The sequence below is a fragment of the Pseudomonas sp. Irchel s3b6 genome, from assembly GCF_900187415.1.
Taxonomy (GTDB): domain Bacteria; phylum Pseudomonadota; class Gammaproteobacteria; order Pseudomonadales; family Pseudomonadaceae; genus Aquipseudomonas.
This window is the reverse complement of the sequence record NZ_FYDM01000004.1, coordinates 190,798-209,427: the sequence shown is the minus strand read 5'-3', so window position 1 is coordinate 209,427 and position 18,630 is coordinate 190,798. Positions and strand designations below refer to the sequence as shown.

Below are 18,630 nucleotides of genomic sequence, written 5' to 3'. Positions count from 1 at the left end.
CCTCGCTCATTCACCCCGCAATTCGCTGCGCTCCACCGGCAACTCCGGTGGCAGCTTCCCAACCCGATGACGGTCGAGGAAGATGACGCGCAGCCGCCTGGTCAATGGCAACTCCACCAGCCGATAGATGCTGATTGCGACCAGATAACACAGGCCGATGGCCAGCGCTGCCATCAGGTAGGCGAGCAGGCCCGACGTATCGAACACGTGGAAAACCTTGTTGAACACCTTCATCACGTAGGGGTGGAACAGATACAGGGAATAGCTGGCGTCGCCGAGCAGCACCATCCCCCAGGGCAGGCGCAGACCTGCCAGACCATGCACCATCGCCAGAAAGCACAAGGTGGCCGGAATCCCCCAATAAATGCTGCGCCACAGAGTCGTCGCAAAGGTCTCATTGAACGGCATGCTGGCAATACAGGTGACACTGATCAGCACCAAAACCACTCGCACCCCGATCGTGGGCCCGGAGGCACGCCAGCCAGCGGTGCGGGCATACAGCGCGTAGCAGCCCATGCCAAAGGCAAATTCCGCAAGAATTTCAGAGCTATAGAAATCCAGAATCACTGAGTCGAACTTCATCCACTGCCCCAGCAACACCAGGACCATGAGTACGAGCGAGCAGATCAGCAGGCGGTGGCGATGACTGATGGCCATGGACAGAGCAAACAGGACGTAGAAGAACATCTCGAAGTTCAGGGTCCAGCCGAGGAACAACAGTGGCTGAACGTACTCACCCTTCTGGTAGGGAATGAACAGCAGCGACTTGATAAGGCCGGTCAGATCCGCCGTGGTGTTGTCCAGCAAGCTGGGCAGCAGCAGAGCCACGCCAAATACGCCAAAGGTGCCCAGCCAGTAAAGCGGCACGACCCGGATCACACGCTTGGTGAAAAAGTGTCTTTTCGACTTGGCGGTAACCAGGGCCATGATGAAGCCACTGATCACGAAAAAGATGTCGACGCCCCAGGCACCATTGCGAAACAGCGGGACGTGTTGAACGACCACGGCCGTCGCCGCTATTGCCCGCAGAAACTGGACGCTGTCCAGCTTGTCGACCGAAGCCTCGATGGCGGAAGACATGCAGAACCCCTTTTCAATCTGCTCGAGCAAAGCGACATTGAGCATGCTTTCATAGAAAAGAAGCTTCTTCGCACGACTACGCCTCTTGGCAAGGCTGAGTAAAGCAGATCGCACCGATCCCGCTACACCACCCATCGCCCGCCAGAATGCAAAAAGCCCCGACTCGCGAGAGCCGGGGCTTGGGGCTTGGGGCTTGACGCTACGCAGGCTTAGCCGTTGAACACGTCATCCACGCTTTTGAGCGGGTAGTTCTTCGGATACGGCAGGGTCGCCACGCCGGTCTCGATCGCGGCCTTGGCCACAGCGTCGGAGATCACGGTGATCAGACGGGCATCCATTGGTTTCGGGATGATGTACTCACGACCGAATTCCAGCTTGATGCCGCCGTAGGCGTCGCACACGTCCTGAGGTACCGGCAGCTTGGCCAGTTCACGCAGGGCGTTGGCCGCTGCCACTTTCATTTCTTCGTTGATGCGCTTGGCGCGAACGTCCAGGGCACCACGGAAGATGAACGGGAAGCCCAGTACGTTGTTCACCTGGTTCGGGTAGTCCGAACGGCCGGTCGCCATGATCACGTCGTCACGGGTGGCGTGTGCCAGTTCCGGGGCGATTTCCGGATCCGGGTTCGAGCAGGCGAACACGATCGGGTTGGCCGCCATGGATTTCAGGCCTTCGGCGCTCAGCAGATTCGGGCCGGACAGGCCAACGAACACGTCAGCACCTTGCAGGGCGTCTGCCAGGGTGCGCTTGTCAGTCGCGTGAGCGAAGACCGCCTTGTACTGGTTCAGGTCGTCACGGCCGGAGTGGATCACACCGGTACGGTCAACCATGTAGATGTTTTCGATGTTGGCGCCCATGCTCACCAGCAATTTCATGCAGGAGATGGCGGCAGCACCAGCACCCAGGCAGACGATCTTGGCATCGGCAAGGGTTTTGCCCGCGATTTCCAGGGCGTTGATCATGCCGGCAGCGGTCACGATCGCTGTACCGTGCTGGTCATCGTGGAACACCGGAATGTCGCACTGCTCGATCAGGGCACGTTCGATCTCAAAGCACTCAGGTGCCTTGATGTCTTCCAGGTTGATGCCACCGAACGTGATGGAGATGCGCTTTACGGTGTCGATGAAAGCCTGTGGGCTTTCGGAGTCGACTTCGATGTCGAACACGTCGATACCGGCGAAGCGCTTGAACAGTACGCCCTTGCCTTCCATCACTGGCTTGGACGCCAATGGGCCGAGGTTACCCAGGCCGAGAATCGCGGTGCCATCGGAAATGACTGCAACCAGGTTGCCCTTGCCGGTGTACTTGTAGGCCAGTTCAGGATCGCGAGCGATTTCGCGTACTGGCTCGGCTACGCCGGGGCTATAGGCCAGCGACAGGTCGCGAGCGGTAGCAGTGGCCTTGGTGAGCTCGACACTCAGCTTCCCTGGACGAGGATTGGCATGATATTCGAGAGCGGCAGTTTTCAGATCAGACATGGGGGCATTCCGCTTTTACTGTTGGACAGACTGGTCGCCGAGGATACGCGCCTCGCAAAGTCCCCACAAGACTGACCAGTCACCCCTGTCAAGCGCCCGGCCCTACGACTTTGGGCCAAGAGCCACGGAACACAAGGGCTTAACTGTTCACAATCACTATAAAAAATGTCTACAATTTTTCTCAAGTGGGCACCTGCAGCATCGTCGGATGGGTCAATGACCACAACCAGTGCGCCCGAGCGGATTGCAAACGCCCTTGCCACGAACGATCGAGTACCCGGCCACACGCCTCGATCCGCTTGCCTTTGCGTCGTTCCAGTGTCGGCAGATCAAATGGATTGAACTGATTGGGTGCAACGCGCAATACAACCGAGCCCTGCAACTCGATCCAAACCCCACCACGATTGCATTGGCCCCTGCTCACACGACCACTGACCACGGCGAAGCCGTAAGCCGTGATCTGCTCCGCTTTCAGCACAGGAGACTGCCGCCAAGGCCCCAGCCCAGCCTGTCGAGCAACGCGTTCGGCAACCTGCCAGCAACTAGACCAGATCGGCATTCGCCGGCACCGACACCCGATAAGCGAAGCCCTCGGCGAGCATGTGCGCCTCACGATTGATCCCCTCGACCTCAAAAACGCGGATCAAGGCACGACCGCAACGGTCTTTGCATTCTTTTCCGGGCAGAAGGCTGGAGCCGCGGACAGCCAAATCGCGGACACAAAAAAGGCGTCCGCAAGGGACGCCTTTTTCATCAGTCTGGAGAAGTCGAAACGACCTTCCAAATCGATAGGCCTTAGGCCTTTTTGGCACCGAACATACCGAAACGGTCGGCGAACTTCTGTACACGGCCGCCAGTATCCAGAGTCTTCTGCTTACCGGTGTAGAACGGGTGGCACTCGTTGCATACGTCGATCGCCAGAGGCTTGGCCAGGTTCGAACGAGTTTCGAACTTGTTGCCACAGCTGCAGGTTACTGCGGTGATTTCGTATGTTGGATGGATATCGGCTTTCATGGTGATTCCTCAGGCTAGCGTGCCGCCACTCAACACCATTGTTGAATACCGCACGTAATTAGGCCGCGGATTCTACCAGACCTTTTCAATCACGCAAGCGGTCCAAAGCGCCCTCCATCAGAAAATATGGCCTGCTGCCAGCGGCGTCTTTCAACGCCATTCGGCGCTGCTACCCCCATAGTGCCAAGCGTCATCGTAGCGCCTTGCCTGGCATCAGAATCCGCTCGACAACAGGTGAACGGCTTCCTGATGGAGGACACGACCCCGACCGTCTGCTAGGCTCCGCCCCCTCTTCACCACCCGCCCAATGAGATCATCCCGCGTGCCCGACGCCATACTGCGCCTCGCCCTGCCTTCGCCCCTGCGCCGCCTGTTCGACTACCGCGCGCCGGCCGGTGTCCTGCGCAAGCAGCTGCAGCCAGGCATGCGTTTGCGCGTGCCATTCGGTCGACGGGAGATGATCGGCATTCTGGTGGAAGTCACCAGCCACAGCGATGTACCGGCAGACAAGCTCAAGCCGGCACTGGCCCTGCTCGACACCACGCCACCGCTGCCGGCGGCACTGTTCAAGCTGTGCCTGTGGACCTCCCAGTACTACCAGCACAGCCTCGGCGACACCCTGAGCTGGGCACTACCAGTGCTGTTGCGCCAAGGCGAACTGGCCGAAGCACGCCAGGAGCGCTTCTGGTCGATCACCCCGGGCGCCAGGCTCGACGATCCGCGCATTGCCCGCGCCCCGCGCCAGCGCGAGGCCCTGGCGACCCTGGCCCAGCATCCCCACGGCGTCGCTCATCAACTGCTGAGCAAGCTGATGCTGAGCAAGGACAGTCTTGACCTGCTGCTGGCCAAGGAGCTGGTACAGGTGGACATCCGCAAGCACGCGCCCGGCGAGCGTCACGAACATTGGCTAGCCCAGCCGGAGCTGCCACTGAACCCGGAGCAACGCGCCGCTTACGAAGCCATCAGCGCGGGCCTGGACAGCTTCCATGCGTTCCTGTTGGCCGGCGTGACGGGCAGCGGCAAGACCGAAGTCTATTTGCAACTGATCCGCGAGACCCTCGAGGCCGGCAAGCAAGCGCTGGTGCTGATCCCCGAGATCAACCTCGGGCCGCAAACCCTGGCGCGCTTCGAGCAACGCTTCAATGCGCGCATCGCGCTCGTGCACTCGTCAGTCAACGACCGTGAACGCCTGGAGTCTTGGCTGGCGGCCCGCGATGGCGAGGCCGACATTATTATCGGCACCCGCTCGGCGCTGTTCACGCCGATGAAAAACCCCGGCCTGATCATCATCGACGAAGAACACGACGGCTCCTATAAACAGCAGGAAGGCTTGCGTTACCACGCCCGTGACCTGGCGCTGGTGCGTGCGCGACAGGAAAACATCCCGATAGTCCTGGGTTCTGCGACCCCCTCCCTGGAAAGCCTGCACAACGCCTACACCGGTCGCTACGGGCTACTGCGCCTGAACGAACGGGCTGGCGGCGCCAAGCAACCGCGCTTCCTGCGCCTGGACGTGAAAAGTCGTCCGCTGGACAGCGGCATCTCCGGCCCCATGCAACAGGCCATCGGCCAGACCCTCGCCGCCGGTCAGCAAGTCCTGGTGTTTCTCAACCGCCGAGGGTTTGCGCCAACCCTACTCTGTCACGATTGCGGCTGGATGTCCGAATGCCAACGTTGCGACGCGCGCATGACCGTACACCAGCGCCACGGCGAATTACGCTGCCACCACTGCGGCTATGTAGAACGGGCTCCGCGCAATTGCCCGAAATGCGGCACGGTCGATCTGCGGCCGGTGGGCGCCGGCACCGAGCGCGCCGAAGAACGCCTGGGGATATTGTTCCCGGACTACCCGGTGCTGCGGGTCGACCGCGACAGCACGTCGCGCAAAGACGCAATGAACCAGCTGTTCGCGACCATCCAGAAAGGTCAGCCATGCATTCTGGTGGGCACGCAGATGCTCGCCAAAGGGCATCACTTCCCCCGGGTGACCCTGGTGTCGATCCTCGATGCCGATGGTGGGTTGTTCTCGGGTGACTTCCGCGCCAGCGAGCGCATGGCCCAATTGATCGTGCAAGTCGCCGGTCGTGCCGGTCGCGCCGAAGAGCCGGGCAAAGTGATCATCCAGACCCACCTGGCAGACCATCCATTGCTGGTGCAATTGACCGAACAAGGTTACTTCGCCTTTGCCGAACAGGCCTTGAGCGAACGCCGCGCCGCCGGACTGCCGCCCTTTGCCCACCTGGCGCTGCTGCGCGCCGAAGCACACAAGCCGGGGCAGGCCGAAGGCTTCCTTGACGAGGCCTGCAGCGAGGCCGAGCGCCTGCTGGCCGGACAGAACCTGAGCGGGATCGAACTGCTCGGCCCGGTGCCGGCCCCCATGGAGCGCCGGGCGGGACGTTATCGCGCACAACTGTTGCTGCAAGCCACGGCACGGGCGCCGCTGCATCGGCTGCTCAGTGCGTGGCTGCTGGTACTGGAGCAGATGCCGAGCGGTCGAGCGGTGCGCTGGTCGCTGGATGTCGACCCGGTCGATTTGTATTGACCGCAAGATCGCTCTCGCGAGCCTGCTCGCGATGACGGTCGAATTTTCGCCACATATCCATAACCGGCCTGCTAAGGTTGGCAAGCCCGACTTCGCAACGGATAATGCCCAGTTTTTCCACCCGCGCATTGATGCGCCGCCGCTCTGCGGTTGAAAGAGAAGACCATGAAAGACACCATTCGCCAGTTGATCCAGCAAGCCCTCACCCAACTCGTTACCGACGGTGTGTTGCCTGAAGGCCTGACGCCGGCGATTCAGGTGGAGAACTCCCGTGACAAGACTCACGGCGACTTCGCCAGCAACATCGCCATGATGCTGGCCAAACCTGCCGGCATGAAACCGCGCGACCTGGCGGAAAAAATCATTGCCGCGCTGCCGGTTGACGAAAACGTCAGTAAAGCTGAAATCGCCGGCCCCGGCTTCCTCAACTTCTTCCAGAACACCCAGGCTCTTGCTGCGCGCCTGGATGCGGCCCTGGCCGACGCTCAAGTGGGCGTACGCAAGGCCGGTCCCGTACAACGCACCGTGGTCGACCTGTCGGCACCGAACCTGGCCAAGGAGATGCACGTCGGCCACTTGCGCTCGACCATCATCGGCGACGGCGTGGCGCGAGTCCTGGAGTTCCTCGGCGACACCGTGATCCGCCAGAACCACGTTGGCGACTGGGGCACCCAGTTCGGCATGCTGATGGCGTACCTGCAGGAAAACCCGATCACCAGCGACGAGCTGTCGGACCTCGAGAACTTCTACCGTGCCGCCAAGCAACGCTTCGACGAATCCGCAGAGTTCGCCGACCGCGCCCGCGGCCTGGTGGTCAAGCTGCAGGCCGGCGATGCGGAATGCCTGGCGCTGTGGACCAAGTTCAAGGACATCTCGCTGTCCCACTGCCAGAAGATCTATGAACAGCTGAACGTCAAACTGACCATGGCCGACGTCATGGGCGAAAGCGCCTACAACGACGACTTGATCAACGTGGTCAACGACCTCAAGGCCAAGGGCATGCTGGTCGAGAGCAACGGCGCCCAGTGCGTGTTCCTCGACGAGTTCAAGAACGCCGACGGTGAGCCGCTGCCAGTGATCATCGTCAAGGCTGACGGCGGCTACCTCTACGCCACCACTGACCTGGCCGCCGTGCGCTACCGTAGCGGCGTGCTCAAGGCCGACCGCGCGCTGTACTTCGTCGACCAGCGCCAGGCCCTGCACTTCCAGCAAGTGTTTGCCGTAGCGCGCATGGCCGGCTTCGTGACCCATCCGATGGAAATGGAACACATGGGCTTCGGCACCATGAACGGCGCCGATGGCCGTCCATTCAAGACCCGTGATGGCGGCACCGTGAAGCTGATCGACCTGCTGAACGAAGCCAAGGAACGCGCCTACACCCTGGTGAAGGAAAAAAATCCGGAGCTGGCCGAAGCCGACCTGCGCAACATCGCCAAAGTCGTCGGTATTGGCGCAGTGAAATACGCCGACCTGTCCAAGCACCGCACCAGCGACTACAGCTTCAACTTCGACCTGATGCTGAACTTCGAAGGCAACACCGCGCCGTACCTGCTGTACGCCTATACCCGTGTGGCAGGCGTGTTCCGCAAGCTTGGCAAGGACTTCAGTGAAGTCGAGGGGCAAATCGTCCTCGAAGCCGCGCACGAACAGGAACTGGCGGCCAAGCTGGCGCAGTTCGGTGAAGTGCTGAACAACGTGGCCGACAAGGGCACGCCGCACATCCTCTGTACTTACCTGTACGACGTCGCCGGCCTGTTCTCCAGCTTCTACGAGAACTGCCCGATCCTCGGTGCCGAAACCCCGGCACAGATGCAGAGCCGCTTGCGCCTTGCCGCGCTGACCGGTCGCACTCTCAAGCAAGGCCTTGAACTCCTGGGCCTGGAAACTCTGGAGCGCATGTAAGTTGGCCGCCAAGAAAAAACCTGCACCCAAGCGTGGCGCCAGCCGTTACCAAGCTCCTGCAAAACAGCCGATCCCGGGATGGCTATGGATGGCCATCGGCCTGACCGTCGGCGCGTTCATCGTGTTCCTGATGAAGCTGGAACCGGGCAAGGGTGACGACGTCAAGCGGGTCAAACAGGAAGAGCAGAAAGCCACGCGGATCGCCGAGGCCAACAAGACCCCGCCGAGCCCGCAGCAGCCGGTGAAACCGAAGTACGACTTCTACACCCTGCTGCCGGAATCGGAGGTCATCGTGCCGCCTGACGCTGTGCCGGAAAAAACCCTGCCGACACCGCAGACCGCCCCGTTGGCGCCTGTGACCCCAGCAGAAGCGGCGAAGATCGACACCGCCCGCGCCCAGGCCGCCCTGAGCGGACTCACCCCGCCGCCAGCGCCGCCCGTAGCCAAGGCGGCGCCAGTGACCAAGTTCTACCTGCAGGCGGGGTCGTTCCGCAAGGAAGCCGACGCCGACAAGGTCCGGGCACAGATCATTCTGCTCGGCCAGGCGGTATCGGTGGAGTCCGGCACCGTGAAGGACGAAACCTGGTACCGGGTCCTGGTCGGCCCGTTCAGCAACCGCGAACAACTGACCACCGCCCAGAAACAACTGGCCGGCAGCGGCTTCAGCAACCTGTTGTTACAACAACGCCAGAGCCGCTGATCCGCAGTTACGCTCGTTCCCACGCTCTGCGTGGGAACGCCTCCAGGGACGTTCCACGTTCCAGCTCCTGAAGGGACGCAGAGCGTCCCGGGCTGCATTCCCACGCGGAGCGTGGGAATGATCATCTGCTCACACCGCTCGTCCCCCGCCACGTCCTACAGTTGAAAAACGCTCAGCCACCCCCATATGAGTTGGCATAAGGCATTTTCGCCCCGCTGCGTGGAGACTCTTCCCTTGACCACCATCGTTTCAGTTCGCCGCCACGGCAAAGTCGTCATGGGCGGCGACGGCCAGGTTTCTCTGGGCAACACCGTGATGAAAGGCAACGCGAAAAAAGTTCGCCGCCTGTACCACGGCCAGGTCATCGCCGGCTTTGCTGGCGCCACCGCTGACGCCTTTACCCTCTTCGAACGTTTCGAAGGCCAGCTTGAAAAGCACCAGGGCCATCTGGTCCGTGCTGCCGTCGAACTTGCCAAGGAATGGCGTACCGACCGCTCCCTGAGCCGCCTCGAAGCCATGCTCGCCGTCGCCAACAAAGACGCCTCTCTGATCATCACCGGCAACGGCGATGTGGTTGAGCCCGAAGATGGCCTGATCGCCATGGGTTCCGGTGGCGCCTATGCCCAGGCCGCCGCCAGTGCCCTGCTGAAAAAAACCGACCTGTCGGCCCGGGAAATCGTCGAAACCGCCCTCGGCATTGCCGGCGACATCTGTGTATTCACCAACCACACTCAGACCATTGAGGAGCAGGACTGCGCCGAGTAAGCCTGTTTCGGCCACACGCCACGACTCACTCTTGCTTGAGGTCCGCCAAATATTATGTCCATGACTCCCCGTGAAATCGTCCACGAACTCAATCGCCATATCATCGGCCAGGACGATGCCAAGCGCGCCGTCGCCATCGCCCTGCGTAACCGCTGGCGCCGGATGCAGCTGCCTGAAGAGCTGCGCGTAGAAGTCACCCCCAAGAACATCCTGATGATCGGCCCGACCGGTGTCGGCAAGACCGAAATCGCCCGCCGCCTGGCCAAACTGGCCAATGCACCGTTCATCAAGGTCGAAGCGACCAAATTCACCGAAGTCGGTTACGTCGGCCGTGACGTCGAGTCGATCATCCGTGACCTGGCCGATGCCGCGATCAAGCTGCTGCGCGAGCAGGAAATGATCAAGGTTCGCCATCGCGCCGAAGACGCCGCCGAAGAGCGCATCCTCGACGCGCTGCTGCCGCCGGCACGCATGGGCTTCAACAACGACGAAGCGCCGGCCCAGGACTCCAACACCCGCCAGCTGTTCCGCAAACGCCTGCGTGAAGGCCAGCTGGATGACAAGGAGATCGAAATCGAAGTCGCCGAAGTGTCCGGCGTCGACATCTCCGCGCCTCCGGGCATGGAAGAGATGACCAACCAGCTGCAGAGCCTGTTCGCCAACATGGGCAAGGGCAAGCGCAAGAATCGCAAGCTCAAGGTCAAGGAAGCACTGAAACTGGTGCGCGACGAAGAGGCCGGCCGCCTGGTCAATGACGAAGAGCTCAAGGCCAAGGCACTGGAAGCGGTCGAGCAGCACGGCATCGTGTTCATCGACGAAATCGACAAGGTCGCCAAGCGCGGTAATTCCGGCGGCGTCGACGTATCCCGCGAAGGCGTACAGCGCGACTTGCTGCCACTGATCGAAGGCTGCACGGTCAACACCAAACTGGGCATGGTCAAGACCGACCACATCCTGTTCATCGCTTCCGGCGCGTTCCACCTAAGCAAGCCGAGCGACCTGGTGCCTGAGTTGCAAGGCCGCCTGCCGATTCGCGTCGAACTCAAGGCCCTGAGCCCGGAAGATTTCGAACGCATTCTCAGCGAGCCCCATGCGTCCCTGACCGAACAGTATTGCGCCCTGCTGAAAACCGAAGGCCTGGGGATCGAGTTCCAGCCAGACGGTATCAAGCGTTTGGCGGAGATTGCCTGGCAGGTCAACGAGAAGACCGAGAACATCGGTGCCCGTCGCCTGCACACCCTGCTTGAGCGCCTGCTCGAAGAGGTGTCGTTCAGCGCTGGCGACCTGGCCAGCACTCACAGCGACCAGCCAATCCGCATCGACGCCGACTACGTCAACAGCCACCTGGGCGAATTGGCGCAGAACGAAGACCTGTCCCGCTACATTCTGTAGAGCGGCAAGCTTCTAGCGACAAGCTGCAAGCTGGACATCACCGGCTTGTAGCTTGTAGCTTGTAGCTTAAAGCCCAGAAGCCCTTCCCATGACCCAACTCCCCACCGCCATCAACCTGCACAAAGCCTCGAAAACCCTGACGCTCAAATATGCGTCCGGCGAGGAATATCACCTGAGCGCGGAATTCCTTCGCGTGCATTCCCCCTCCGCCGAGGTCCAGGGCCACGGCAAACCTATCCTGCAGTTTGGCAAGATCAACGTCGGCCTAAGCAAGGTAGAACCGGCCGGTCAGTACGCACTGAAATTGACCTTCGATGACGGCCACGACAGCGGCCTGTTCACCTGGGAATATCTCTACGAGCTGGCGCGACGTCATGACGCACTCTGGGACGACTATCTCGCCGAGCTCAAAGCCGCCGGAAAATCCCGCGACCCCAGCGAGTCTGTCGTCAAGCTGATGCTCTAGCTCAAGGCTTTCGCACTTTAGAGCGCATTTTCTAATTTCATCTGTTTGAATGCGTCGGCCAAAGGCCAATGACGGGCCTGCTTGCGAAAAAAATTAAACTCCGGTAACCAATGGATCTGGCAAGTTCCGTGCATTTGTAGCGGTGTGCAATTAACGGTCACCTGAGAGTAGTGCCTGGCATTTGCTGTGTGACTACACAGCTAGACTCAGGAACTCATATCAGGACAATGGAGCGTCGTAGATGAGTAACAAGAATAACGATGACCTGAAAACCCAAGCCTCGGAAAATACTCTGGGGCTCAACCCGGTCATCGGCTTGCGTCGAAAGGATCTGCTTACCTCTGCCCGCATGGTGCTAACCCAGGCCATCAAACAACCCATCCACAGCGTCAAGCATGTTGCCCATTTCGGCATCGAGCTCAAGAACGTCATGTTCGGCAAGTCCGAACTGCAACCGGCAGGCGATGACCGTCGCTTCAACGATCCGGCCTGGAGCCAGAACCCGCTTTACAAACGCTACCTGCAAACCTACCTGGCGTGGCGCAAGGAACTCCACGACTGGATAGACGAGAGCAACCTCTCCGATCAGGACATCAGCCGCGGGCACTTCGTGATCAACCTGATGACCGAAGCCATGGCCCCGACCAACAGCGCGGCCAACCCCGCGGCGGTCAAGCGCTTCTTCGAGACCGGCGGCAAGAGCCTGCTCGACGGCCTCTCCCACCTGGCCAAGGACCTGGTCCACAACGGCGGCATGCCGAGCCAGGTCAACATGGGCGCCTTCGAAGTCGGCAAAAGCCTGGGCACCAGCGAGGGTGCCGTGGTGTTCCGCAACGACGTGCTGGAGCTGATCCAGTACCGCCCCACCACCGAGCAAGTGTACGAGCGCCCGCTGCTGGTAGTACCGCCACAGATCAACAAATTCTACGTGTTCGACCTCAGCCCGGAAAAAAGCCTGGCGCGCCACTGCTTGCGCAGCAACCTGCAGACCTTCATCGTCAGCTGGCGCAACCCGACCAAGGAACAGCGCGAGTGGGGGCTATCGACCTACATCGAAGCGCTCAAGGAAGCGATCGACGTCATCACGGCCATCACCGGCAGCAAGGACGTGAACATTCTCGGCGCCTGCTCCGGCGGCATCACCTGCACCGCACTGCTGGGCCACTACGCCGCGATCGGCGAGAAAAAGGTCAACTCCCTCACCCTGCTGGTCAGCGTGCTCGACACCACCCTTGATTCCCAGGTTGCGCTGTTCGTCGACGAACAGACCCTGGAAAGCGCCAAGCGTCACTCCTACCAGGCCGGTGTGCTGGAAGGTCGAGACATGGCGAAAGTCTTCGCCTGGATGCGCCCCAATGACCTGATCTGGAACTACTGGGTCAACAACTACCTGCTGGGCAACGAGCCGCCGGTGTTCGACATCCTGTTCTGGAACAACGACACCACCCGGTTGCCCGCGGCGTTCCACGGCGACCTGATCGAAATGTTCAAAAGCAACCCATTGACCCGCGCCGATGCACTGGAAGTGTGCGGCACGCCCATCGACCTCAAGCAGGTCACAGCCGACGTCTATGCCCTGGCAGGCACCAGCGACCACATCACCCCGTGGAAGTCCTGCTACAAGTCGGCGCAGCTGTTCGGTGGCAAAGTCGAATTCGTGCTGTCGAGCAGCGGGCACATCCAGAGCATTCTGAACCCGCCGGGCAACCCGAAATCGCGCTACATGACCAACACCGAGATGACGGCAACTGCGGATGAATGGCAAGAAAACTCGACCAAGCACACCGACTCCTGGTGGCTGCACTGGCAGGCCTGGCAGGCCGAGCGCTCGGGCAAGCTGAAAAAGGCCCCGACCGTACTCGGCAACAAGACCTACACCGCAGGTGAAGCCGCACCGGGGACCTATGTGCACGAGAGATAGCTGAAAGCTGCAAGCCTCACGCTGCAAGTTGATTAGCTTGAGGCTTGAGGCTTGAGGCTGCCTTTCGCTTAACTGACCCACAGGGCTTGAAGCATGCCGAAACCGTACATATTCCGTACCGTCGATCTGGATGGCCAAACCATCCGCACCGCGGTACGCCCCGGCAAGCCTCACTTGACGCCCTTGCTGATTTTCAATGGCATCGGCGCCAACCTGGAGCTGGTGTTTCCGTTCATCCAGGCACTGGACCCGGACCTGGAAGTAATTGCCTTCGACGTGCCGGGTGTCGGCGGATCATCGACACCCCGCCGCCCCTATCGATTTCCCGGCCTGGCCAAACTGACCGCACGGATGCTCGATTACCTGGATTACGGCCAGGTCAATGTGCTCGGCGTGTCATGGGGGGGCGCACTCGCCCAGCAGTTCGCCCACGACTATCCCGAGCGCTGCAAGAAGCTGGTGCTGGCGGCGACGGCAGCCGGCACCGTGATGGTGCCGGGCAAACCGAAAGTGCTGTGGATGATGGCCAGCCCCCGACGCTACATTCAACCGTCCCACGTGATTCGTATCGCGCCACTGATTTACGGTGGCGCGTTCCGCCGCGATCCGAACCTGGCCGCGGAGCACGCCAGCAAAGTGCGTTCGGCGGGCAAGCTGGGGTACTACTGGCAGCTTTTCGCCGGCCTGGGATGGACCAGTATTCACTGGCTGCACAAGATTCATCAGCCGACCCTGGTACTGGCCGGTGACGACGATCCGCTGATACCACTGATCAATATGCGCATGCTCGCCTGGCGTATTCCCAACGCCCAGCTACACATAATCGACGACGGTCATTTATTCCTGATCACCCGGGCCGAAGCCGTCGCCCCGATCATCATGAAGTTTCTCCAGGAAGAACGCCTACGGGCGGTCATGCATCCGCACCCGACACCCCATGGCAGCACTTGACTGACGGCGTACACCGACAAGGCAGTCGGGAGCCGCAGGGAGGTTCGCAGCCAAGCGTATGCACTGCGAGCGTGATGTACTTGTTGAAGGCTTGACGAAGGAGTGTTGACTCATGCGAGACAAACCAGCGCCGGGCACCTTGCCCACAGCCGCTGCATTCATCAATGCTCAGAATGCGATCACCGGTCTGCGCGGCCGGGATCTGTTCTCGACACTGCGTAGTGTTGCCGCCCACGGCTTGCGCCATCCGGTGCATAGCGCCAGGCACGCGCTGGCCCTGGGCGGTCAATTGGGCCGAGTGTTGCTGGGCGAGACCCTGCATCACCCCAACCCTGCGGACAATCGCTTCGCCGACCCGAGCTGGAGCCTGAACCCCTTTTACCGGCGCAGTCTCCAGGCCTACCTGAGCTGGCAGAAACAGGTCAAAAGCTGGATCGATGAAAGCGGCATGTCTGACGATGATCGCGCCCGTGCGCACTTCGTCTTTACCTTGCTCAACGACGCGGTATCGCCCTCCAACACCCTGCTCAATCCCCTGGCGATCAAGGAGCTGTTCAACTCCGGCGGTCACAGCGTGGTCCGTGGCCTGACGCATCTGTTCGATGACCTGATGCACAACAACGGCCTGCCCAGCCAAGTCGCCAAGCACGCGTTCGAGGTCGGCAAAACGGTTGCCACCACCACCGGTGCCGTGGTGTTTCGCAATGAGCTGCTGGAGTTGATGCAATACAAGCCCATGAGCGAAAAACAGTACGCCAAACCCCTGCTGGTGGTGCCACCGCAGATCAACAAGTACTACATTTTCGACCTGAGCCCGAACAACAGCTTTGTGCAGTTCGCCCTGAAAAACGGCCTGCAGGTGTTCATGATCAGCTGGCGAAACCCGGACATACGCCACCGTGAATGGGGCCTGTCCAGTTACGTCGAGGCGGTGGAAGAAGCCATGAATGTCTGCCGGGCAATCACCGGCAGCCGCGAGGTCAACCTGATGGGCGCCTGTGCGGGCGGGCTGACCATCGCTGCACTGCAAGGGCATCTGCAAGCCAAGCGGCAGCTACGGCGGATCTCCAGCGCCACCTATCTGGTGAGCCTGCTGGACAGCGAGCTGGAAAGCCCGGCCGCCCTGTTTGCCGACGAGCAGACCCTCGAAGCGGCCAAGCGTCACTCCTACCAGAAAGGCGTACTCGAAGGTCGCGACATGGCCAAGGTCTTTGCCTGGATGCGCCCCAACGACCTGATCTGGAACTACTGGGTCAACAACTACCTGCTGGGCAAAGAACCGCCCGCGTTCGACATCCTCTACTGGAACAACGACAACACGCGCCTGCCAGCGGCCTTCCACGGTGACCTGTTGGACTTCTTCAAGCACAACCCGCTGACCCATCCCGGCGGCCTGGAAGTCTGCGGCACGCCGATCGACCTGCAAAAAGTCACCGTCGACAGCTTCAGCGTGGCCGGCATGAACGACCACATCACCCCGTGGGACGCCGTCTACCGCTCAACCCTGCTGCTGGGCGGCAACCGGCGTTTCGTCCTGTCCAACAGCGGTCATGTGCAGAGCATTCTCAACCCGCCGAGCAACCCCAAGGCCAACTATGTCGAAAGCCCGAAACTGACCAGCGACCCACGGGCCTGGTATTACGACGCCAAACATTTCGATGGCAGCTGGTGGACCCAATGGCTTGACTGGATACAGGAACGGTCCGGCACGCAACGCGAAACCCTGATGGCGCTGGGCAATCAGCACTACCCACCGATGGAGGCAGCGCCAGGCACCTACGTGCGCGTGCGCTGATCTGTCTTTGTGCCACGGCCGGCCTGCTGGCCGTGGCTCGACTCGATCACTAAGAAGACTGGATGAAAACCCGCGACCGGATTCTCGAATGTGCCTTGTTGTTGTTCAACCAGAAGGGCGAACCAAATGTCTCCACCATGGAAGTTGCCAATGAAATGGGGATCAGCCCGGGCAACCTCTACTACCACTTTCACGGCAAGGAGCCGCTGATCCTGGGCCTGTTCGAACGCTTCCAGAGCGAACTGACGCCACTGCTCGACCCGCCGTCGGATGTCCGGCTGACACCGGAAGACTACTGGCTGTTCCTGCACCTGATCATCGAGCGACTGGCCCACTACCGCTTCCTGTTCCAGGACCTGTCGAACCTGGCCGGACGCCTGCCGAAACTGGCCAAGGGCATTCGCAACCTGCTTAACGCCCTCAAACGGACACTGGCCTCGTTACTGGCGCGACTCAAGGCGGAAGGGCAACTGGTCAGCGACACCCAGGCCCTGGGGCAACTGGTGGAACAGATCACCCTGACCTTGCTGTTCTCACTGGATTATCAGCGGATTCTCGATCGCGAAGGTGAGGTACGGGTGGTGGTCTACCAGATCATGATGCTGGTGGCCCCGCACCTGCTGCCAACGGCAAAAATCGCCACCGAGCGCCTGGCACTGCAGTATCTGGAAGAGCACGAGTAGGTCCGGCCCGGAAACGATCGTCACCCTGCGCCGGCACCCGTGAAAAGCGCTGAGTCCGCAAACAAAAACGCCCGACCTTCGCAGGCCGGGCGTTTTTGCATGTCCCGTATGAATCAGGACTGACTGGATGGCGCCGATGGTGCTGGCGTTACAGTCGGTGCCGCAGCCGGCGCGGGTGCCGAGACCGAGTTCGCTGGGCTTACCGCAGCGGCAGGTGTTGCCGGCTTGGCTGCGGCCACTGCCGGTTTCGGCGCGGCAGCTTTCGGGGCTGCTGGCTTCTTGGCCACGGGTTTCTTCGCTGCGGCCGGCTTGGCCGCTGCGGTTTTCGCAGCAGGCTTGGCGGCAGCTTTGGCGGCTACCGGTTTAGCTGCGGGCTTGGCCGCTGCCGGTTTGGCGGCTGCGGTTTTCGCTGCTGGCTTGGCGGCAGGTTTTGCAGCAGCCTTGGCCAGCGGCTTGGCTGCGGTTTTTGCCGCAGGCTTGGCCGCGACAGGCGCAACCTTGGCGCCGGTGAGTTTTTCGATTTGCTTGGTCAGGGTATCGACCTTGCTATGCAGCGCCTTGACTTCGTTGCGGCTTGGCACGCCAAGACGGGAAATGGCACTGTTCAGACGCTTGTCGAAAGCACCTTCCAGTTCGTCCCACTTGCCCAGTGCGCGATCTTTAACGCCACTGATGCGCGACTTGGCCGATGTAGCGGATTCTTTGGCAGCGTCAACTTTTTTGCCGACTGCGCTCTTGGTGAGCTTCTCGGCTTTCTCGCCATCCTTAACCAATGTATCGAAGAGTTTGCTGCCGTCAGTGTCGATCTTCGAGTACACGCCTAAACCGGCCAGCCAGATCTTGCGGGAGTAGTCTTCGACCTTCCCGATCCACGAGCTGCCTTCTTTCTCGGTGTTCTTCTTACCAGCCATCCCGTTCTCCTTAATGTTTACGCGCGACACGTTCAAGCAATGCCGTCAGCTCATCGAGCTTAGCAGAGAGTGTCTCAACGTCATGTTTAGACGCAATGCCGATACGATTCAAGGCACCGGCGACACGCGCATCAAAGGCCTTCTCGACTTTGTCGAACTGGACTTCGACACGGTCCCTGAGGCTGACGACATCAGTCTTGACGCTATCAATCTGGGTGTTGGCGGCTTCAAGTTGTTCAGTCACAACTTCTTTGCCTTTCTTTTCAACAGTTTGACCAGCCTTGATCAACTCTTGAAAGTACTCGCTGCCTTCCTGGCCGACCTTGGCGTAGGCACCCAGGCCTGCCAGCCAGATCTTGCGGGCATAGGATTTCACTTCATTCACCGTGGTCGGCTGAACGTCAGTTTTTTTCTTCAAGGTTACTTTGGCCATGGTGCACCTCACGCGCAGAAGGTTTGAGGAACTGCCCGCAAAAGAGTCGGGCTCAGGCACAAGGTAGGGAGAAAAATTAGAAACGGCACCCTAACAACCGACATAAACAAGCAGTGCCTGTCCTAGATCAATGGTGGCGAGAGCGCTTCGCACCCCGGCGGGAGCAAGTGCCCTCGCCACAGGTATGAGTGCGACCTTATACGAGGACTTTATCGAGGGCCTTTTCGATTTCCGCCTTGATGGTGCCGCTCATGGCCGACATCAGCATGCCCAACTCTACATCGATGCGAATCGAGTCCTCGCCGACATGCACCGCGCCCTTCACTCCGGAACGCTTGAGGTTCAGGGTGTCACCCGACCATTGCGGCTCCAGGCCATACTGATCGGCCAGCTTGCTCGCCAGCTTGTCGGCCTTCTCGCGGGCGGCTTCCTTACCCAGACTGTGGGCACGCTCAACACTAATACGGGCCATTGAATGACTCCTGATTTATGAATGCCTGGCCGGCACATCCTGACCCCTGCTGCGTCAAAACGTCCCGACGGTTGCCCATCTTACCTTCAGCCTTGCCAAGACAAAGCATCCCTTGGGGATTAGAA

General features: G+C 60.5%; 16 protein-coding genes and 1 pseudogene. 10 read left to right on the top strand and 7 right to left on the bottom strand.

The features are described from left to right. Positions 1–6 precede the first annotated feature (6 nt). The 4 genes and pseudogenes from CKW07_RS09395 to rpmE all read right to left on the bottom strand — a co-directional run bounded on the left by CKW07_RS09395 (position 7) and on the right by rpmE (position 3,572). Entirely contained in the window at positions 7–1,080 is a 1,074-nt protein-coding gene (locus CKW07_RS09395; RefSeq protein ID WP_159950264.1) for an acyltransferase, read from the bottom strand. 209 nt (positions 1,081–1,289) lie between these two features. Continuing rightward, entirely contained in the window at positions 1,290–2,558 is a 1,269-nt protein-coding gene (locus CKW07_RS09390) for a malic enzyme-like NAD(P)-binding protein (RefSeq protein ID WP_095144634.1), read from the bottom strand. A 181-nt stretch (positions 2,559–2,739) separates the two neighbouring features. Then, positions 2,740–3,247, bottom strand: a pseudogene (locus CKW07_RS09385) (thermonuclease family protein); the annotation flags it as partial. 106 nt (positions 3,248–3,353) lie between these two features. Further along, positions 3,354–3,572 carry a 50S ribosomal protein L31 gene (rpmE, locus tag CKW07_RS09380; protein WP_095144633.1) on the bottom strand — a complete coding sequence of 73 codons (219 nt, stop codon included), beginning with the start codon at positions 3,570–3,572 and terminating at the stop codon, positions 3,354–3,356. 322 nt (positions 3,573–3,894) lie between these two features. Between rpmE and CKW07_RS09375 the strand changes: the two genes are divergently transcribed. The 10 genes from CKW07_RS09375 (at position 3,895) to CKW07_RS09330 (ending at position 16,689) form a co-directional block, all read left to right on the top strand. Then, on the top strand, positions 3,895–6,114 hold the full coding sequence (locus tag CKW07_RS09375) for a primosomal protein N' (protein WP_095144632.1): 2,220 nt from the start codon (positions 3,895–3,897) through the stop codon (positions 6,112–6,114). Positions 6,115–6,279: 165 nt separating this feature from the next. Continuing rightward, positions 6,280–8,016, top strand: coding sequence for an arginine--tRNA ligase (gene argS, locus CKW07_RS09370; RefSeq protein WP_095144631.1), 1,737 nt, complete (start codon positions 6,280–6,282; stop codon positions 8,014–8,016). Position 8,017: 1 nt separating this feature from the next. Continuing rightward, a complete protein-coding gene (locus CKW07_RS09365) occupies positions 8,018–8,716 on the top strand; it encodes an SPOR domain-containing protein (RefSeq protein WP_095144630.1) in 699 nt (232 codons plus the stop codon). A 234-nt stretch (positions 8,717–8,950) separates the two neighbouring features. Continuing rightward, the gene (gene hslV, locus CKW07_RS09360) at positions 8,951–9,481 is read left to right on the top strand and encodes an ATP-dependent protease subunit HslV (protein ID WP_007975582.1); all 531 of its coding nucleotides are present in this window, start codon (positions 8,951–8,953) and stop codon (positions 9,479–9,481) included. 54 nt (positions 9,482–9,535) lie between these two features. After that, positions 9,536–10,873, top strand: coding sequence for an ATP-dependent protease ATPase subunit HslU (gene hslU, locus CKW07_RS09355; protein ID WP_095144629.1), 1,338 nt, complete (start codon positions 9,536–9,538; stop codon positions 10,871–10,873). Between the two features lie 88 nt (positions 10,874–10,961). Then, positions 10,962–11,339, top strand: coding sequence for a gamma-butyrobetaine hydroxylase-like domain-containing protein (locus CKW07_RS09350; RefSeq protein WP_095144628.1), 378 nt, complete (start codon positions 10,962–10,964; stop codon positions 11,337–11,339). 241 nt (positions 11,340–11,580) lie between these two features. Further along, positions 11,581–13,260, top strand: coding sequence for a class II poly(R)-hydroxyalkanoic acid synthase (phaC, locus tag CKW07_RS09345; RefSeq protein ID WP_095144627.1), 1,680 nt, complete (start codon positions 11,581–11,583; stop codon positions 13,258–13,260). 93 nt (positions 13,261–13,353) lie between these two features. Continuing rightward, positions 13,354–14,211 carry a poly(3-hydroxyalkanoate) depolymerase gene (phaZ, locus tag CKW07_RS09340; RefSeq protein WP_095144626.1) on the top strand — a complete coding sequence of 286 codons (858 nt, stop codon included), beginning with the start codon at positions 13,354–13,356 and terminating at the stop codon, positions 14,209–14,211. Positions 14,212–14,323: 112 nt separating this feature from the next. Then, positions 14,324–16,006: a class II poly(R)-hydroxyalkanoic acid synthase gene (gene phaC / locus CKW07_RS09335; protein ID WP_095144625.1), complete on the top strand. Its 1,683-nt coding sequence runs from the start codon at positions 14,324–14,326 to the stop codon at positions 16,004–16,006. 62 nt (positions 16,007–16,068) lie between these two features. Continuing rightward, complete coding sequence (locus CKW07_RS09330) at positions 16,069–16,689, top strand: TetR/AcrR family transcriptional regulator (RefSeq protein ID WP_095144624.1); 621 nt, start codon at positions 16,069–16,071, stop codon at positions 16,687–16,689. A 113-nt stretch (positions 16,690–16,802) separates the two neighbouring features. Here the strand turns inward: CKW07_RS09330 and CKW07_RS09325 are convergent, their stop codons facing one another. The 3 genes from CKW07_RS09325 to CKW07_RS09315 all read right to left on the bottom strand — a co-directional run bounded on the left by CKW07_RS09325 (position 16,803) and on the right by CKW07_RS09315 (position 18,505). Continuing rightward, positions 16,803–17,600 (bottom strand): phasin family protein, encoded by a 798-nt coding sequence (locus tag CKW07_RS09325; protein ID WP_095144623.1) that lies wholly within the window; start codon positions 17,598–17,600, stop codon positions 16,803–16,805. Positions 17,601–17,610: 10 nt separating this feature from the next. Next, entirely contained in the window at positions 17,611–18,033 is a 423-nt protein-coding gene (locus tag CKW07_RS09320) for a phasin family protein (protein WP_095144622.1), read from the bottom strand. Between the two features lie 196 nt (positions 18,034–18,229). Further along, positions 18,230–18,505 carry a polyhydroxyalkanoic acid system family protein gene (locus tag CKW07_RS09315; protein WP_095144621.1) on the bottom strand — a complete coding sequence of 92 codons (276 nt, stop codon included), beginning with the start codon at positions 18,503–18,505 and terminating at the stop codon, positions 18,230–18,232. Positions 18,506–18,630 lie beyond the last annotated feature (125 nt).

Excerpts from the sequence above, each read along its gene's own strand:
- CKW07_RS09395 (WP_159950264.1), bottom strand. The coding sequence starts at position 1,080 with ATGTCTTCCGCCATCGAGGCTTCGGTCGACAAGCTGGACAGCGTCCAG.
- CKW07_RS09390 (WP_095144634.1), bottom strand. The coding sequence starts at position 2,558 with ATGTCTGATCTGAAAACTGCCGCTCTCGAATATCATGCCAATCCTCGT.
- rpmE (WP_095144633.1), bottom strand. The coding sequence starts at position 3,572 with ATGAAAGCCGATATCCATCCAACATACGAAATCACCGCAGTAACCTGC.
- argS (WP_095144631.1), top strand. The coding sequence starts at position 6,280 with ATGAAAGACACCATTCGCCAGTTGATCCAGCAAGCCCTCACCCAACTC.
- hslU (WP_095144629.1), top strand. The coding sequence starts at position 9,536 with ATGTCCATGACTCCCCGTGAAATCGTCCACGAACTCAATCGCCATATC.
- CKW07_RS09350 (WP_095144628.1), top strand. The coding sequence starts at position 10,962 with ATGACCCAACTCCCCACCGCCATCAACCTGCACAAAGCCTCGAAAACC.
- phaC (WP_095144627.1), top strand. The coding sequence starts at position 11,581 with ATGAGTAACAAGAATAACGATGACCTGAAAACCCAAGCCTCGGAAAAT.
- phaZ (WP_095144626.1), top strand. The coding sequence starts at position 13,354 with ATGCCGAAACCGTACATATTCCGTACCGTCGATCTGGATGGCCAAACC.
- phaC (WP_095144625.1), top strand. The coding sequence starts at position 14,324 with ATGCGAGACAAACCAGCGCCGGGCACCTTGCCCACAGCCGCTGCATTC.
- CKW07_RS09330 (WP_095144624.1), top strand. The coding sequence starts at position 16,069 with ATGAAAACCCGCGACCGGATTCTCGAATGTGCCTTGTTGTTGTTCAAC.
- CKW07_RS09325 (WP_095144623.1), bottom strand. The coding sequence starts at position 17,600 with ATGGCTGGTAAGAAGAACACCGAGAAAGAAGGCAGCTCGTGGATCGGG.
- CKW07_RS09320 (WP_095144622.1), bottom strand. The coding sequence starts at position 18,033 with ATGGCCAAAGTAACCTTGAAGAAAAAAACTGACGTTCAGCCGACCACG.
- CKW07_RS09315 (WP_095144621.1), bottom strand. The coding sequence starts at position 18,505 with ATGGCCCGTATTAGTGTTGAGCGTGCCCACAGTCTGGGTAAGGAAGCC.